Here is a 16743-nt window from a genome sequence, read left to right as displayed (position 1 = left end):
AATGAAGGTTTCTGTAAATTGGTTGCGTGATTATTTGCCAATCGAGTTGCCAGCTAACGAGTTGGCCGAGAAGATTTCACGTACGACTGTTGAAATTGAAGGACAATACCAACCACAAGCAAACATGAAGAACATCGTGATTGCTAAGGTATTGTCAGTTGTACCTCACCCAGATTTAGACCACATGGTGATTACCCAAGTGGATGCTGGTGAGGATGAGCCTATCCAAATCGTGACGGGAGCGCCAAACGTTGCTGAAGGTCAAACGGTTATCTTGGCTAAGCACAACTCAATCGTTGGCGGTGGCCAAAAGATTAAGAAGGGTAAGCTCCGTGGTGAAGTCTCAAACGGGATGCTTGCAGCGTTGCAAGAGCTTGGCTTTGACGACAAGGTTGCCCCTAAGGACTTTGAAGAACGTATTTGGGTCTTCAACGATGTTGATGCCGCTGAATTGACACCTGGTGAGAACGCCTTGCATGTTTTGGGTATGGATGATGACGTACTTGAAACGGGTATTACGCCTAACCGTGCTGACTTGTTCTCAATGAATGGAACAGCTTGGGAAGTCGCTGCTATCTTGTCAGAAGAGCCAACGTTGCCAACGTTCGAATTGACGGAAGCGTCAGAGAAGACGGCTGACTTGATTTCAGCTACAGCACCAGCTGAATTGGCACCTAAGTACGCCTTGCGTGTGGTTAAGAACGTTGAAGTTAAGGATTCTCCATTATGGTTGCAACGTCGTTTGTGGACGATGGGAATCCGCCCAATTTCTAACGTTGTCGACGTGACGAACTTGATGTTGTTGACGTACGGTCAACCATTGCACGCCTTTGACTTGGATACATTGCCAAGCAAGGATATTGCGGTTCGTACGGCTAAGCCTGCTGAAAAGATCAAGACATTGGATGGCGTTGAGCGTGAAGCATCAGAAGGTGATATTGTGATTGCCGCTGGTGACGAAGCTTTGATGTTTGCTGGTGTTATGGGTGGTGAGTCAACTGAAGTTACTGCTAAGACGACAAACATCGTTTTGGAAGGGGCTATCTTTGAGCCTAAGGCCATCCGTCACGCTGCTCGTGACCAAAACTTGCACTCAGAAGCATCAACGCGTTTTGAACGTGGTGTGAACGTTGAAGATACGTTTACGGCATTGGACCACGCGGCAGCTTTGATTGCTGAAATCGCTGGTGGTGATGTGACTGAAGGCCGTGTGGTTGCACAAGACTTTGATTACGAAGCACCAGTTGTTAAGGTGACGACTGCCCACGTTAACCACGTATTGGGAACGGAAATCACGGATGCTGAAATCTCAGCTATCTTTGATCGCTTGTTCTTCGACTACGAGTTGAACGATGGTGAATTCACGGTGACTGTGCCAGCCCGCCGTTGGGACATCACGATTGAAGCTGACTTGGTCGAAGAAATCGCCCGTTTGTACGGTTACGATAACTTGCCAGCAACGTTGCCAACTGGTGAAACGACACCAGGTAAGTCGACGCCAAAGCAAGCCTTGATTCGTGCAACGCGTCACGACTTGGAAGGCTTGGGATTGAACCAAGCAATTTCATACGTGTTGACGACACCTGAGAAGGCTAACAACTTCCAATTGCACGATGGTCAACCAATTCAATTGGACTACCCAATGTCACAAGACCGCCAACAAACGCGTGGTAGCTTGTTGACTGGTTTGCTTGATGACGTTGCGTACAACGTTGCTCGTAAGCAAGCTGATGTGGCTTTGTATGAGCAAGGCCGTGTCTTCGTTTCTAATGGGGATGCCAACCAATTGCCAGCTGAAATCGAGCACGTTGCCGGTGTTATCACAGGTAACGTCTTGCCACGTACTTGGGCAGAAGGTGCACAAAAGGCTGATTTCTTCGCTTTGAAGGGTATTGTTGAGCGTCTATTGGCTAACTACGCTTTGGCTGAAGATGTGCGCTTTGTGCCAACGACTGAGCGTGCTGAAATGCACCCAGGTCGTACGGCTGATATCTATGTTGGTGAGACGTTGATTGGATTTATCGGTCAAGTACACCCATTGACGGCTAAGGCTTACAAGGTTAACGAAACATATGCCTTTGAGTTGAACTTGGATGCCATCTTCGACTTGCCAAAGGTGAAGGATGGTTATGAAGTGGTATCACGCTTCCCAGCCGTTTCTCGTGACTTGGCCATCTTGGTTGATCGCGATGTGCCAGCTGCTGAATTGCGCGCGGCCATCGTCGCCGCCGGTGGTGAGTTGTTGCACGATGTTGAACTATTTGACGTTTACACAGGTGAAAACGTGGCTGATGACAAGAAGTCATTGGCTTACGCGTTGACATTCGTTGACGTTGAAAAGACGTTGGTTGATGAAGACATTAACGCAGCTGTTGAAAACATTACTGCTGCATTGGCTGACCAATTTAGCGCCGAAATTCGTTAAAAATTGTCAATCAATTATTTAAAAGCCATCTGTTACTGGTATACTAACTAGTAACGGATGGCTTTTTTGCTGTCATTGCATTTTAAGGAGAACGATAAAAATGGAAGATTTGGCCCGCATCAACGGGAAAAAGTCTCGCAAAGGACTTTGGATTTCGTTGGTTGTGATTGTGATTCTGCTTATCGGTGCCGGTGTTGGTGGGTACCAATACTACACCATCCAAAAGGATAAGACAGATTATTCAGCATTGAATGTTAAGAATAAGAAGGATGTTCAAGTGCAAGTTAAGTCTGGTGCCACAGCATCAGAGATTGCATCTGAATTGAGCAAGGCGAAGGTTTTGCGTTCAGAACGTGCTTTCATGAACTACTTGACGGTGAACAACATCTCAGATTTGAAGGCCGGTTATTACTTGTTTAGCCCTGCTGATAATGTGAAGACAATCGTGAAGTCATTGCGTCAGGGTGGGGCCGCTTACCCATTGAACGGTAAGGACACGATTACGGTTCGCGAAGGTGAGACGATTGAGAATATCGCGACTGAAGTTGGCGAGAAGACGAACTTCACCAAGGATGAGTTCTTGAAGGCTGTTAATGACCAAGACTTCTTCAACCGTTTGAAGGAAGCTTACCCAGGTTTGCTTGATTCTGAGGTGGATAGCCAACAAGCTGGTGATATCCGTTATAAGTTGGAAGGATACTTGTACCCAGCAACTTATGACTGGAAGACTGCTAAGACGGTTAACGAGTTGATCAACCAAATGGTTTACCAAGACTACGTGCAATTGAAGGACAAGTTTGATGCCATCAAGAAGTCAGGCATGACCGTGCACCAAGTGTTGACGTTGGCGTCATTGGTTGAGCGTGAAGGAATTGATGAAGCAAGTCGTAAGACAATTGCGGGCGTCTTTGAAAATCGTTTGGCCATTAACATGCCATTGCAATCAGATATTGCAACAAAGTACGCCTTGGATACAAACAAGACGAACTTGACGAACGATGATGTTTCATCAGACAATCCATACAATTTGTATAAGTTCTCAGGTTACGGTCCTGGACCATTTAACAACCCATCATCACAATCAGTTGATGCGGTTTTGAACCCATCTGATCGTGATAAGGGTTACTTGTACTTCGTGGCTAACTTGAAGACTGGTAAGGTTTACTACTCAAAGGACTACGACGAGCACTTAGGCAAGTCAGGGGATTTGGAAGCAACCAACCAATCAGTTGGAAGTGAAGCAGATGCCAAGAATGCATCAAATTCATCGGCATCTTCATCATCAAAGTAATTATTGACACTAAGACATCTTAAGCGTTTGCTTAGGGTGTCTTTTTTCGTGCTTTACAAAGTAAGGTAAAGCTGACCATAATGGCAGATAGAGAAATTTGTTTTCGAAGAGATTTAAAGGGGGGCAACTTGAGTGGCGACAGCGCTAGAAACCTTGAAACAAACGTTTGGCTATGAGTCCTTTCGTGATGGGCAAGAAGAAATCATTAATGCCGTAATGAACGGCGAACGAACACTAGGAATTATGCCGACGGGTGGCGGAAAGTCACTAACTTACCAAATTCCAGCTTTGATGTTGCCAGGCATTACAATTGTCATTTCACCGTTGTTATCATTGATGAAAAATCAAGTTGATGAGCTTCACGAAGCCGGTGTGCCAGCCGTGACGTTAAATTCAACGCAAAATGATGATGAGTACCGTGCGGCAATGAACAGCTTGTTGAATGAAGAAGCAAAGTTGCTGTACATGGCACCTGAACGTCTCGGTAGTGAAGGAACGTATAACTTGTTGAACCGCTTGCCGATTTCACTGGTCGTGATTGATGAAGTACACGTACTCTCGCAATGGGGTCATGATTTTCGACCAAGTTATCTGGCAGCAGTTGGCTTGATTAACAATTTGGAGTCAGCGCCACGTGTGATGGCATTGACGGCAACAGCGACTGAGCGTGTTCAGGCCGACTTGGAAGAGATGCTTCACATTCAGCACACCGTCCGAACAAGCGTGGTGCGCGATAACCTAACCATTCGTATGGAAAAAGGGCTGAATAAGAAGGGCAAAGAAGACTTCATTAAGACTTATATCAAGGAGCATCGTGGCGAATCAGGGATTATTTATGCCCCAACGCGTAAAACTGTTGATGCGCTCACTGAATCGTTAACGGCCGCTGGCATCAATGCAGTTGGCTACCACGCGGGGATGTCGGATGAAAAGCGTGCTAAAGCTCAGGACGATTTCATCTACGATCGCACCGATGTCGTGGTTGCAACTAATGCGTTTGGTATGGGCATCAACAAGTCGAATGTACGCTATGTCATTCACTATGGTATTCCGGGTTCGGTTGAAGCATATTATCAAGAAATTGGGCGTGCGGGTCGTGATGGCTTGCCGTCTGAAGCAATTTTGCTATATGCTGCGGCTGATTTGCAGACGCAACGTTTCTTTATTGATAATAGTGATAATCAAACGCCAGAATATCAAAACTTGCAGCGTGTAAAATTGCAGGAAATGGCTAACTATGGGGCCACGCAAATGTGTTTGCAACGTTATATTACCCGTTATTTTGGTGAAGATACGCCAGATTGCGGTCGTTGCTCAAACTGCTTGGATACGCGTGAAGCGGTTGATATCACAACTGATGCGCAAAAGGTTTTGAGTCACGTTGTTCGCATGTTGAAGTCACGTGGTGGTGAGAATGGCTTCGGTAAGACGGTTACAGCTGAAACGCTTCGTGGTAAGGTGCCTGATAACTTTGCGTGGGCGAACCTGGATCAATTGCCAACGTTTGGTATTTTGCGTGGTACGCCACGCGTGCACATCATTAGTTTGATTGATTATTTGATTGCAGAAGGGTACCTACGTGTCACTGGCCAATATGCAGGGTTGACGTTGGCGCCTGATGCAATGGCTGTTTTGAAGGGTGAGCGTAAGGTGATGCGTCGTCAAGATATCCGCTCAATTGGTGATCGTGTGCGCGCTGGTTCACCAAGTACACGTGATGATTTGGACGAGCAACAACGCGGCGTCTTCGAAGCGTTGCGTCAGTGGCGTTTGGAGTTGGCGCGTGTGACGGAAATTCCGCCGTTCATCATTTTTAATGATCGTACTTTGGTGGAACTAGCCAAACAACAACCACTTAACGATGCGGAACTGATGGCTGTTTCAGGAATTGGTGAAGCAAAAGCAGAGCGCTACGGCACTGATGTATTGCGTGTCATTGCTGAAAGCAAATAGAAAATAAAAAGGGTCGCCTAGATTTTGCAACACGCAAGTCTAGGCGACCCTTTATTTTTAATGATTAAGCAACTTCAACAGCGATGATTTCAACTTCCATTGAAGCACCGTTTGGAAGTGGTACTTCAACTTGGTCGCCGACCTTCTTACCCATCAAAGCGACTGCGATAGGTGATTCGTTAGAAATCTTACCCTCAAGTGGGTTAGCTTCAACGGCACCAACAATCGCGTAAGTTTCAGGCTCTTCGTCAGGCAATTCCTTAAACGTTACCTTCTTTCCAACTGAAACTTCATCGTCAGCAATTTCTGATGAGTCGATGATGATGGCGTTATCAAGCATGTTTTGCAACGTGTTGATACGTCCTTCAACGAAGGCTTGTTCGTCCTTAGCTGATTGGTATTCTGAGTTTTCTGACAAGTCACCGAAGCTACGGGCGATTTGGATACGTCCAGTAATCTCGGCACGCGTCTCAGTAATCAACGTGTTTAGTTCTTCTTCAATCTTGGCCTTTCCTTCGACCGTCATTGGAAATGTCTTTTCTTCAGCCATGTTTCTGGCCTCCTATGCAATTAAATTTTATTAGTTTAATAAGTGTGTATACCCGAAGGTTTCAAGTGTTACATTACCACGGGTATGCGCGTGTGTAAAGGTTCACAACGCTAAGATTTAGTAATGCAATGAATGGCGTCGCTTTTCGTTCTCTGACCAACCTAATCCAAGCATGAAGAGCAAGAAGCCTAAGCTGACGATTGCACTTATCTTGAAGTATGGCGCAGTGAACTTAAACGTGACTGTATGCTCACCCGGTTTCAATGGTACACCAATAAAGAATTTTCCCACCGTTACGGTTTCGGTCTCTTTGCCATCCACCATAACATGCCAACCATCAGCGCTAGGAATCGTGGTCATGAGCAACCCTTGGCCCTTCGGCATATTGATTTTACCGCTGATTTCAGTTTCGGAATCCTTCTTAACTTGCAGACCATGCTCCTGAAGTGATTGTGCTTGTGACTTGATTAAATCCTTATCAGCGCTGTAGAGTGAAACATTTTGCAACCACAAATCATCCTTCTTTAGAACGAATGTTAGAGTTTGCTTTTGTCCCTTTTGGTAAGCCGGAAGGGGCACGATAATCGTATGTCGATGACTTGGCATCGTCGGCAACGCCTTACCGTTCAATTGAATTTCGACATTGTCGTTATTTACGGCATCACCAAGGGTTAGGTAATAAGGATTATCAGTTGTTGGTGTGTACGTTAACGTCAATGACGCAACTTGCTTTTTGTTTTCCTTCTTCAGATAAGCTCCGGTAATCGTTGCAGGTGCAGGAACGTTGGCAGCAGTCGAGCTATCGAAGTTTTCGCTTTTAAAGATATCGTCGTGTTGGTAACCGATTAGGGCGTTCCAAAAATCGTTTTGATTGCGGAGTGGATCGTTATCCTTAAACGTCACGTTAAGTGCATTTGTGTTCGCAGCAAATGCAATCGGTAGCGCGTACGGGTTCTCAGACAAAATTGCCGTACCAGTGTACTTGGTCATTTGATAGGTGCCGTTTGTGTCCGTACGCTGGTAAGTTTGCATATTAGTAGGTGTACCTGGTGTATTTGGTTCAACACCAGATGGTTGCAATAGGTAACGCATGCCCAGCAAACTATCGGTCAATAAGGTACCACTGCTGTAGGCGATGTAATTATCACCTTCAGGTTGGCCAATTGCTGCCATGAAATCACTTTGTTGGTGTTCCAAAGCGGAACTGAAAGTTGAGGCACCGTTGTAATGGCCTTGGAGCGGATCGCCCTTGGTACGTTGGAATGATTGGGCCACGCGGTCGAAATTATCCTTATCGCTTGGCAAGTGCTTGGTAAGTTTGTTCAAGCTCTTGATGTAAGTTTGATACTCAGTGTTCGTCAGGTAACTGAAATTGTTCAATGTCCAAACGGTGCTGACAGTCATTTCACCAATCACAAGGAGACTCAAGATTGCTAACCACCAACGTGAGCGACGTGACAAGGCATGCAATGCCAAAATCATGATAAAGAATGCGTTGCCGACTAGTAGCTGGTTAAACGACAAAAAGTTTAAGCTATCGAGACGGAAATATAGGTACACATCGGTGGCGATTGCCAAGATAACGAGGGTACCGATTTGCGTCCATGAGAAGCGTAACGTTGGTGACCAGACCGAGGCCGCTAACCAAAGCACCCAAAAACTAAAGACGTATGAGAAACGGTAGGGATACCAAACTGGGAATTGGAACCCGTGCCACATCAAATCCAACGGTGCGTACATCATTGAAACAATTAGAAAGGCAGTCACAAGCAGAGCAGTTAGTCGCGTTTGCCATCGAATCAAGCGGTACGTAAAGAAGAACCAGAGAATGATAATTGGCAGACTACCGATGAAAATATTTGGCAGTCCTGAAGGCATTTGTTCGAAATTAAATGTCCCCAAGAACAGCTTCCCGAGCATATCGGGCGCTTGATATTCGAACTTCCAGCTCAAATTATCTAGCATGTGTTGCCCTTTACTGTTGAGCAAAGTGTAACCCGTGGGTAACCAGACAATGGTTGAGAGCCCAATGCTAATGATGCTGCCGAAAATGAACTTGCTAGTGATTGTCCAACGTTCACGCAATGTGTATGGTTGCCAGAACAGACGCCAGAAAATGTATAACACTAGGAATAGCCCAATCATATAGGCCATGTAGTAGTTAATGATAAAAATGGCTGTCAGCGGCGCAATGAATAGCCACGACGATTTACCATCTAAGTAGCGTTCAAAACCAGCGATGATTAACGGTAGCAAAATCGCTGCGTCCAACCAAAGTAGGTTTAAATCATTCGCAACAAACCAGCCCATCATGGCGTAGGTGACACCAAAAAGTGGCAAACGCCAACCATTTTGCCAACGCATCACGCGCAAGGCATAGCTAAAACTCCAACCGGCCAAGCCGTATTTTAGAACGGTAATCAACAAAATTGCGGTCGGCAACATTGTGTTCGGGAACGGTAGGAGAAGTAGATTCGTTGGGCTAAACAAATAATAGGCCCAATCACCATACGTTTCACCACCCAGCCCCTTTGCGAAGCTATAGAAAATATTGGTTGGATTGTGAAGAATGGTTTGACGGAAATTTTCAAAAAAATCAATATATTGCTGCCCTAAGTCAACGGTTAAGATTGAACTTGAACCGAATGGGGCCATATGACGAAAGCCAAAATAGACAGTCATAATCAAGAGCGGCAATAGGAAACTAACCCATAGCGCTTGCGTTGATGACCGCCATTTTAGTGGATTAAAACGTGCGAACATTTTTGTTTTCTCCCTGAAATTCAGATAGTTCTATTAAACCATATTCTGCAGTCGTTTATTAGGGTTGCTTTTGGTTAAAATCCGACAAGGGTTAAGGTTTGTTACCCTCATTTTATGCTACAATTAAACAATTAGATTATGGAAGAAAGGGTCAAGTTATGCAGTCACCAAAGCGACGTGGCAATCGTCGGTCAAAGAATGGATCATTAGCTCGAATTCCAGCGCGTTTGAATGTGCTGATGGGTATCGTGGTTTTGATGCTCGGATTATTGGGCTGGCGATTGGTTACCCTACAAGTTACAGATAGTGAAACGTATAAGGCAGCTGTTAATAATGCTGAATCAAGTACTGAAAAAGTGAACGTGCAACGAGGCATGATTTACGACAGTACCGGTCAAGTATTGGTTGCAAACAAGGGATCACAAGCGATTACGTATACGAAGCCGAAGGGCGTTACCGAAGCTGAAATGTATAAGATTGCCAATGAGGTCGCCAAGTACATTTCAATCGAGACTGATCAATTGTCATCAGGAAATTATGCAACGTACTACATTCAAGATACGAAGCGCGCTGAAAAGGTTGTTAAGGCAAGCGGTACCAAGACAGTTCCTGGCACAGATGATTACGTTGATGCATTGAAGTCTTACGTGCAAAAGCATGAGTCAAAGTTCCCGTTGAGTGATAAGCAAAAGAATGCTGCCATGATTTTCCAAAAGATGGCCAATGCGTATTCTTTGTCAACGGTCTACATTAAAGAGACCGGTGTCACGCAAGAAGAAATTGCCAACATCGGTGAGCGTCAATCGAAGATGCCTGGTGTGCGTGTCGGTATTTACTACACGCGTGACTATCCACAAGGTGATTCAATCAAGGCGTTGGTTGGTTCAACATCAACTTCTAAGTCTGGTTTGCCAGAAGACAGTGTTAACAAGTTGCTAACGGAAGGTTATTCACGTGATGATATTGTCGGAACGTCATATCTAGAAAAGCAATATGAAGATACGTTGAAGGGGACAAAGGGTCAAGTTGAAGTTAGCACCGACAAGGACGGCAAGACGACTGAAAAGACGACATATGCCGGCCAAGCGGGTGATAGTTTGACACTGACGATTAACTCAAAGTTCCAAAACGATGTGCAAAGCATCTTGGAGAAAAACATCCCAGGTGGTATGACGACGGGTGCTTACGCAGTTGTTATCAACCCAAAGACGGGTGGCGTTTATGCAACGGCAGGTGTTAACCGTGATAACGAAACCGGCAAGACGACGCCGGATGCCCTTTCAACTGTTAACCAAGCAAACGTTGTGGGATCTGTTGTTAAGCCAGCGATGATTACAACTGGATTCTTGAACGGGACAATCACAGCCGAAAACAATACGATTACCGACCAACCGATTACGGTTGCTGGTACGGCAACCAAGTCATCATGGTTTAACCGTAATGGAAGTGGTAGCATGCCATTGACGGCTGACACGGCCTTGATGGTGTCATCTAACTCATACGTTATGCAATTGATGTTGAAGATGGGTGGGTTGAATTACTACCCAGGTATGAGTTTGGGTAACTTGCCAACTAGTGTGTTCCAAACAATGCGTGACGGGATTGCCCGTTTTGGTTTGGGTGTAAAGACTGGTATTGATTTGCCAGGTGAAATTACTGGTGTGAAGGGTTCAACAACCCGCGAAGATATTGGTAAGGCGCTGGACGAATCACTTGGTCAGTACGATACCTTTACAACGATGCAACTTGCCCAATACGCTGCGACTGTTGCAAACGGTGGGTACCGTGTTCGCCCACACATCGTTGCTTCCGTTGAACAGCGTGACCAAGCGAACCGTGTTAAGACGCAGACAACGGTGCCGACAGAAGTGTTGGGAACGGTTGGCTGGACTGAAGCAGAGCGTAACTTGATTTGGAAGGGTATGGAAGAAGTTGTTCACAGTAGTTCTGGTTATGCCACTGGTACGCGTATGAAGGGTGTTCAACCTGGTATCTACGCCAAGACTGGAACGGCCGAAACTACAACAAACGGTGTATCAACATACACGAGTTCATTGATTTCATTCGTACCTAACTCTGATGTTGCCGTGGCGATTGTTGTGCCATCGGTTTACGAGTCAGATGAAAACGTTAACCAACAAATTGCAATCCAAATCTACGAAGCGTTCTGGAAGGACGTTCAAGATTTTGGTTCAGCAACAAAGTAACTATGCTAAACTGATACCTATTAATAGGTATCAGTTTTTTGTTAGGGATAAGGTGGCAAGATGATTGATAAGAATGAAGCACGTGAAAGTGCTAAGAAAAATTTGGCGAAGCTATCTGATATGCAACGTGTGGCGATGATGCAACAGATAACGCGTGCTGTGACCGCGTTGCCAGCTTGGCAGGATGCCTCGTCGGTTGCCTTAACTTTGTCACAAGATGTTGAATTGCCAACGCAACTCTTAATTCAGACGGCGTTGCTGCAAGGCAAAACCGTGTACTTACCAAAGGTTGCGCCACAACGACAACTGATCTTTATTCAAATCGATGAGTCAACCGAGTATGAACGCCACAGATTTGGTATGCTAGAACCAATTGGGGAACCGTTTGGGGATGTTTCGACGATTGATTTTATCTTGGTGCCCGGTTTGGCATTTTCAGCAGCAGGTGATCGACTTGGGTTCGGCGGTGGTTACTACGACCGTTGGCTTCCAAAAACGACCGGTGCAAAAATTGGCGTGACGATTCCAGATAATTACATGCCAACCCCAACTTGGACAATTGAAAAAACAGATCAACAGGTGGACGAGGTGATTGTTTTACCACCTGCTTAAGGAAGAAATGTATGATAGCAGAATTTAAACGCGCTTTTAAAGCAACACCCGCAACTAGTGCATTGGTGGCTTTTATGGTCTTGGTGTACCTTTGGGAAGTCATGCTTGCGCAGAGTTTTAACATTAGCTCCCGTGTTTTATATGAAACTGGCGCGCAATTCGGCCCGGTTGTTCTTCATTATGGCGAATGGTGGCGTTTGCTGACGGCGGGCTTTTTGCACGTAACCGCCTCGCACTTAATCTTTAATATGATTACGTTGTACTTCATTGGACGCTTATTGGAATTAGAAATTGGCCACTGGCGCTTTCTAATCCTGTTCCTCGCAACGGTCATTAGCGGTAATTTGATGAGTTTGGCGTTTGGTGCGATGAACGTTATTTCAGCTGGTGCATCTGGTGGTGTGTTTGGTTTATTCGGCGCAATTGTTAGACTGGGATTGATGGACAAGCGCAGAGCATACTGGCGTAGTCAGGCGAAACTGATGACAGCTTTTGTGTTATTATCGGTCATCTCAGCCTTGTTTACGCCGGGTATTGATTTGGCAGCCCACATTGGCGGGTTAGTCGGCGGATTCTTAATTGTACCGGTGTTTATTTCAGGTTTTCATTATTCAGGCCTGTTTAAAATTGGCGTGTGGCGCAGACTGCTAGCGTTGTTGTTGTATTTATTGCTGATTGCCGTATTGGTCGGCATCGCAACGTTACGAATTTAGGGGATAGACATGCAAACATTTTTAGACGTACTAAACTTGTTAAAGAAATATGATATCTACATTCACGTTGGAAAGCGCCTGTGGGATATTGAATTAGCAGCGATTGAAATTGATAATATGTATAAAGCGGGATTGCTCGATGCGAAGGAATATGCGCAAATTAAGCTCGTATTAAGGCATGAGCACGAGTTAGAAGAGAAGCAAGAAAGGTTGTCAGAATAACGTTGAAAACGTTTTCAATAAAACACTTGTTTTAATTCAGAAATTCGCTATAATAAATAATGTTGAAAGATAAGAAAGCGATTACAAAATATTTTTGTGAGAATGACGAGGAAAAATCATGGCTAAAGATAAGCTAATTGGTGTTGACCTTGGTGGTACGACTATCAAGTTCGCCATTTTGACTGCTGAAGGAGAAATCCAACAAAAGTGGTCAATCCGTACAAACATTTTGGATGAGGGTTCACACATCGTGCCTGATATCATTGATTCAATTAATCACCACTTGGACTTGTACCAATTGGACAAGGATCGCATCATTGGTATCGGAATGGGTACGCCAGGAACGGTTGATCTTGAAGCTGGTACTGTTAAGGGTGCCTTCAACTTGAACTGGAAGGAAACACAAAACGTTCGTGAGCAAATCGAAGCTGGAACTGGGTTGCCATTGACAATGGACAACGACGCCAACGCTGCCGCATTGGGTGAGCAATGGCGTGGTGCCGGCAACAACCAACCAGATGTTGCCTTCATTACGTTGGGAACTGGTGTTGGTGGTGGATTGATTAACGATGGTAAGTTGATCCACGGTGTTGCAGGAGCCGGTGGTGAGGTTGGTCACATGATCGTCGAGCCTGGTGGATACTTGTGCACATGCGGTAACTACGGTTGCTTGGAGCAATACGCTTCAGCTACTGGTGTTGTTCACTTGGCCCAAGACTTTGCAGAAGCCTACGTTGGTAACTCAAAGTTGAAGGCTATGGTCGACAACGGTGAAGAAGTAACGTCAAAGATTGTCTTTGACTTGGCCAAGGAAGGTGACTACTTGGCAAACGAAGTTGTAGACAAGGTTGCTTACTACCTTGGATTGGCTTCAGCTAACATCTCAAACATCTTGAACCCATCTTCTGTTGTTATCGGTGGTGGTGTTTCAGCCGCAGGAAAGTTCTTGTTGGATCGTGTTGAGAAGAACTTTAAGCAATTTGCCTTCAAGTCAACGCGTGACGTGACTGGAGTTAAGTTGGCTGAGTTGGGTAACGATGCTGGTGCTTACGGTGCTGCTTCATTGGCCCGTAACTCAGACCGCGTTATTGCCTAATTAAATCAAGCAAAAATAAAGACGAGAATCAGCGAATGGTTCTCGTCTTTTTTGTCGTTTGGGTGGTGGTGTGTGTCGACGCGTTGCGTCGGGGCATGAGGGCTGGGGACTATCTCCGACAAAGTTCAAACTAGGGCAACCGAATGGCGCGGACGCCATTCAGCGGGGCAAATAATTGCCCTAATCCTTCTAGTCCTGTGTGGGCTTGTCTGAATAGCGCCGGCCATGCGGCATGTTGCCCCAGTTTGAACGCTCCGATAGTCCCCAGCCCTCATGCCAGCAACAAAGAAATTCTAGTCAGTTATGGATTTACATCCACCGGAAAATAAATGGGTGAACAGTTCAACCATTTGTTTTGCAGGGAATGAAAATCAAACAATCAGAGTATTACTTGGCTGCTGTGCTTGGCCCCGCCACGCGTATAGACACGTGCAGACCTTGACCCGCAGGTGTGGGTTCTTAGCGGGTTTCCCGCTTAGAGCCACGGGAGATAAAGGAGCACGCGCCAACGGCGTGGACTCCGCTCCCTGCAGGTCATGGTCTGGACGTGTTAGCGTGCCCTAGAAGGGGCCAAGCACTCCGGCCGTCAGGACGGACACTAACCACAAACTAACTTGAACTGTAACAAACTTCCCAGATAACGATGTAATAGTTGTAACAAACGGCCTGAAAAGTAATGAAAACACGAAAAAAGTTATTTTCAGAGTGGGGACTGTTTTTGAAGTAAATGTGAACACCAGAACAGTTGTGCCGAAATGACGCTGTTTATATGCAAATCAAATATGACCAATTTGTGCGTTACACGTTGTTTAGTCGCTGTTATATAACTGTTACGCCCCGTCGGTATTATTAATCATGTTGTTAAGGCAACACATAACTAATACAAATTAAATCTTATTAAAACAAAGAAACAAACGCTTATATGAGCGACAGATAATTGGGGAGTTAATCATGCAAAACGTAAATTCACGCAAGAAGATGTACAAGTCAGGTAAGAACTGGGTAGCCGCAACGGTTGTTGCTGCAGCAGCTGCCATCGTACCAATGGTTTCAACTGAATCAGCATACGCTAACGAAGAAGTTGCACAAACGACTTCAGCATGGCGTGCCAAGACAGTATCAAGTGGTCGAAGCCGTTCAAGCCGCCGGTCAAAAGTACACGGTTCAAGCTGGTGATACGTTGTCAACGATTGCTTCAGCTACTGAATTGACTGCAGAAGAAATCGCTGCGGCTAACAACATCAACGATGCTAACTTCATTGTTATCGGTCAAGAAATCAACTTGACGAAGGAAGTTTCAGAAGAAGTTGTTGCTTCAGAAGCACCAGTTGCGCAAGAAGCTGCAGTTGAAGTAGCCCCAGTTGTCGAAGAAGCAGCACCAGTTTCAGAAGAAGTTGCTGTTGCAGAAGCACCAGTTGCACAAGAAGCACAACCAGTAGCGCCTTCATACAACGCTGACTACACTGCCGTACCAGGTAACTCATACTACGCTGGACAATGCACGTGGTACGTTAAGAACCAATTGCCATGGGTTGGTAACTTCTGGGGTAACGCAGCAGAATGGGCTAACAACGCAACTTACGCTGGCCGTGTTGTAGACACGAACCCAGCCGTTGGTACGGTTGCCGTTATGATGCCGGGTGTTGCTTACGCTTCATCATACGGTCACGTGGCTGTTGTTACGGGCGTTAACGGTGACATGATCACAATCTCAGAAATGAACGCTAAGGGTGAATTCGTGGTTTCATCACGTACTATCCCTGCAGCAGGCGTTTTGTTCATTCACTAATAATAAATGTATTGTATACGGGACATTGTCATCAATGTCCCGTTTTTTTGTTATCGTGATGTAACTTACTTGATATACGTACTTGCTATTATATAAAACATACGAGGCTCAGTCGTTGGACTGGCTAAAAACGTACAAAAAGGGAATATAAATAATATGATTAACTCTAAGATTAATGCTATGGCTAAGGGAATGGGAGCTGCCGCTTTGGTTGCCGCTGCTGCGATTTTGCCAATGACGAACTCAAACACGGCTGTATCAGCCGACGATAACGCAAAGCCAGCTACGGATGCTGCTTCATGGCGTGCCAAGTCGGTTGACGACGTTAAGGAAGCCGTTAACACTGCTGGTACGACTTACAAGATTCAAGAAGGTGACACGATTGACACAATCGCACAAGCAACTGGCTTGAAGGTTGATGACATCGTAAAGATGAACAACATCACGAACCCTAACTTGATCATTGTTGGTGAAGAGATTCGCTTGAACGGTTCAGTTGCACCTGCACAATCAAGTGCTGCAACAGAACCTGCGCAATCACAAGCTTCATCTGCTGCGTCATCAGCACCAGTCGCTTCTGCAGCACCTGCACAAACGTCAGTTGCAACTGCACCTGTTTCAACGGGTTCATTCGCTGATGCCGTTAACGCATTGAACGCAATCCGTACGGCTGCTGGTTTGTCACCAGTTTCATACGACGCTTCATTGTCAGCAACTGCACAATACCGTGCCGACATGATGGCAGGAAACGTTGACGCTGCGCACTTTGCACAATCATACGGTCACGAAGTTGTTGCTATCGGCTTCGGTGCTGGTTCAGCAGCAGTTAACGCTTGGTATGCTGAAACTGGTATGATCGACAACGGTTCACACCCACACACACGTTGGGTATTGGGTTCATACTCACGAGTTGGTTTCGGTTACAACGCTGCCACTGGTACGTTTGTTGCTGAAGCACAATAAAGTAGACTGAGAATATCGGAGGTCTTTGACCTTCGATGTGACCAAGTCGGCCTTATCAGGTGCGTCCTTGGTCTTGGTTCCCGGCTAGGGAACTTAGACCAATAGCTGCTGTGGTAATAATTGAAGAAAAATCAAAGTCTGCCTAAGGTTGGCAGACTT

At 45.6% G+C, this 16743-nt stretch carries 13 protein-coding genes; 11 read left to right on the top strand and 2 right to left on the bottom strand.

Annotation, left to right across the window (positions count from 1 at the left end; all coding sequences use genetic code 11):
- Position 1 precedes the first annotated feature (1 nt).
- The 3 genes from pheT (at position 2) to recQ (ending at position 5669) form a co-directional block, all read left to right on the top strand.
- Positions 2 to 2425, top strand: a complete 2424-nt coding sequence (gene pheT, locus OIT45_RS03385) for a phenylalanine--tRNA ligase subunit beta (RefSeq protein ID WP_264339865.1) — start codon at positions 2 to 4, stop codon at positions 2423 to 2425.
- 100 nt (positions 2426 to 2525) lie between these two features.
- Complete coding sequence (mltG, locus tag OIT45_RS03380) at positions 2526 to 3716, top strand: endolytic transglycosylase MltG (protein ID WP_199404063.1); 1191 nt, start codon at positions 2526 to 2528, stop codon at positions 3714 to 3716.
- A 132-nt stretch (positions 3717 to 3848) separates the two neighbouring features.
- Complete coding sequence (gene recQ / locus OIT45_RS03375) at positions 3849 to 5669, top strand: DNA helicase RecQ (protein WP_199404062.1); 1821 nt, start codon at positions 3849 to 3851, stop codon at positions 5667 to 5669.
- Between the two features lie 64 nt (positions 5670 to 5733).
- Here the strand turns inward: recQ and greA are convergent, their stop codons facing one another.
- Positions 5734 to 6219 carry a transcription elongation factor GreA gene (greA, locus tag OIT45_RS03370; RefSeq protein WP_056973122.1) on the bottom strand — a complete coding sequence of 162 codons (486 nt, stop codon included), beginning with the start codon at positions 6217 to 6219 and terminating at the stop codon, positions 5734 to 5736.
- Positions 6220 to 6336: 117 nt separating this feature from the next.
- Complete coding sequence (locus OIT45_RS03365; protein WP_199404061.1) at positions 6337 to 8982, bottom strand: YfhO family protein; 2646 nt, start codon at positions 8980 to 8982, stop codon at positions 6337 to 6339.
- 158 nt (positions 8983 to 9140) lie between these two features.
- Between OIT45_RS03365 and OIT45_RS03360 the strand changes: the two genes are divergently transcribed.
- From OIT45_RS03360 to OIT45_RS03325, 8 genes are all read left to right on the top strand, one after another.
- Positions 9141 to 11189 carry a peptidoglycan D,D-transpeptidase FtsI family protein gene (locus OIT45_RS03360; RefSeq protein ID WP_264329918.1) on the top strand — a complete coding sequence of 683 codons (2049 nt, stop codon included), beginning with the start codon at positions 9141 to 9143 and terminating at the stop codon, positions 11187 to 11189.
- 60 nt (positions 11190 to 11249) lie between these two features.
- Positions 11250 to 11801: a 5-formyltetrahydrofolate cyclo-ligase gene (locus tag OIT45_RS03355; RefSeq protein WP_206767444.1), complete on the top strand. Its 552-nt coding sequence runs from the start codon at positions 11250 to 11252 to the stop codon at positions 11799 to 11801.
- 11 nt (positions 11802 to 11812) lie between these two features.
- Entirely contained in the window at positions 11813 to 12514 is a 702-nt protein-coding gene (locus tag OIT45_RS03350; protein WP_199404059.1) for a rhomboid family intramembrane serine protease, read from the top strand.
- Positions 12515 to 12523: 9 nt separating this feature from the next.
- The gene (locus OIT45_RS03345; RefSeq protein WP_135797250.1) at positions 12524 to 12736 is read left to right on the top strand and encodes a YqgQ family protein; all 213 of its coding nucleotides are present in this window, start codon (positions 12524 to 12526) and stop codon (positions 12734 to 12736) included.
- A 118-nt stretch (positions 12737 to 12854) separates the two neighbouring features.
- Positions 12855 to 13832, top strand: coding sequence for an ROK family glucokinase (locus OIT45_RS03340; RefSeq protein WP_199404058.1), 978 nt, complete (start codon positions 12855 to 12857; stop codon positions 13830 to 13832).
- 951 nt (positions 13833 to 14783) lie between these two features.
- Positions 14784 to 15008 (top strand): KxYKxGKxW signal peptide domain-containing protein, encoded by a 225-nt coding sequence (locus OIT45_RS03335; protein ID WP_264339864.1) that lies wholly within the window; start codon positions 14784 to 14786, stop codon positions 15006 to 15008.
- A complete protein-coding gene (locus tag OIT45_RS03330; RefSeq protein ID WP_264339863.1) occupies positions 14956 to 15621 on the top strand; it encodes a CHAP domain-containing protein in 666 nt (221 codons plus the stop codon). Before OIT45_RS03335 ends, OIT45_RS03330 begins: the two co-directional genes overlap by 53 nt.
- Positions 15622 to 15777: 156 nt before the next feature.
- A complete protein-coding gene (locus OIT45_RS03325) occupies positions 15778 to 16584 on the top strand; it encodes a CAP domain-containing protein (RefSeq protein WP_199404056.1) in 807 nt (268 codons plus the stop codon).
- The last annotated feature ends 159 nt before the right edge of the window (positions 16585 to 16743 follow it).

The sequence above is a fragment of the Weissella sp. LMG 11983 genome (assembly GCF_025908495.1).
Classification (GTDB): domain Bacteria; phylum Bacillota; class Bacilli; order Lactobacillales; family Lactobacillaceae; genus Weissella; species Weissella fermenti.
Note: the sequence above shows the minus strand (reverse complement) of the source record. Positions and strands in the feature narration are given on the sequence as shown.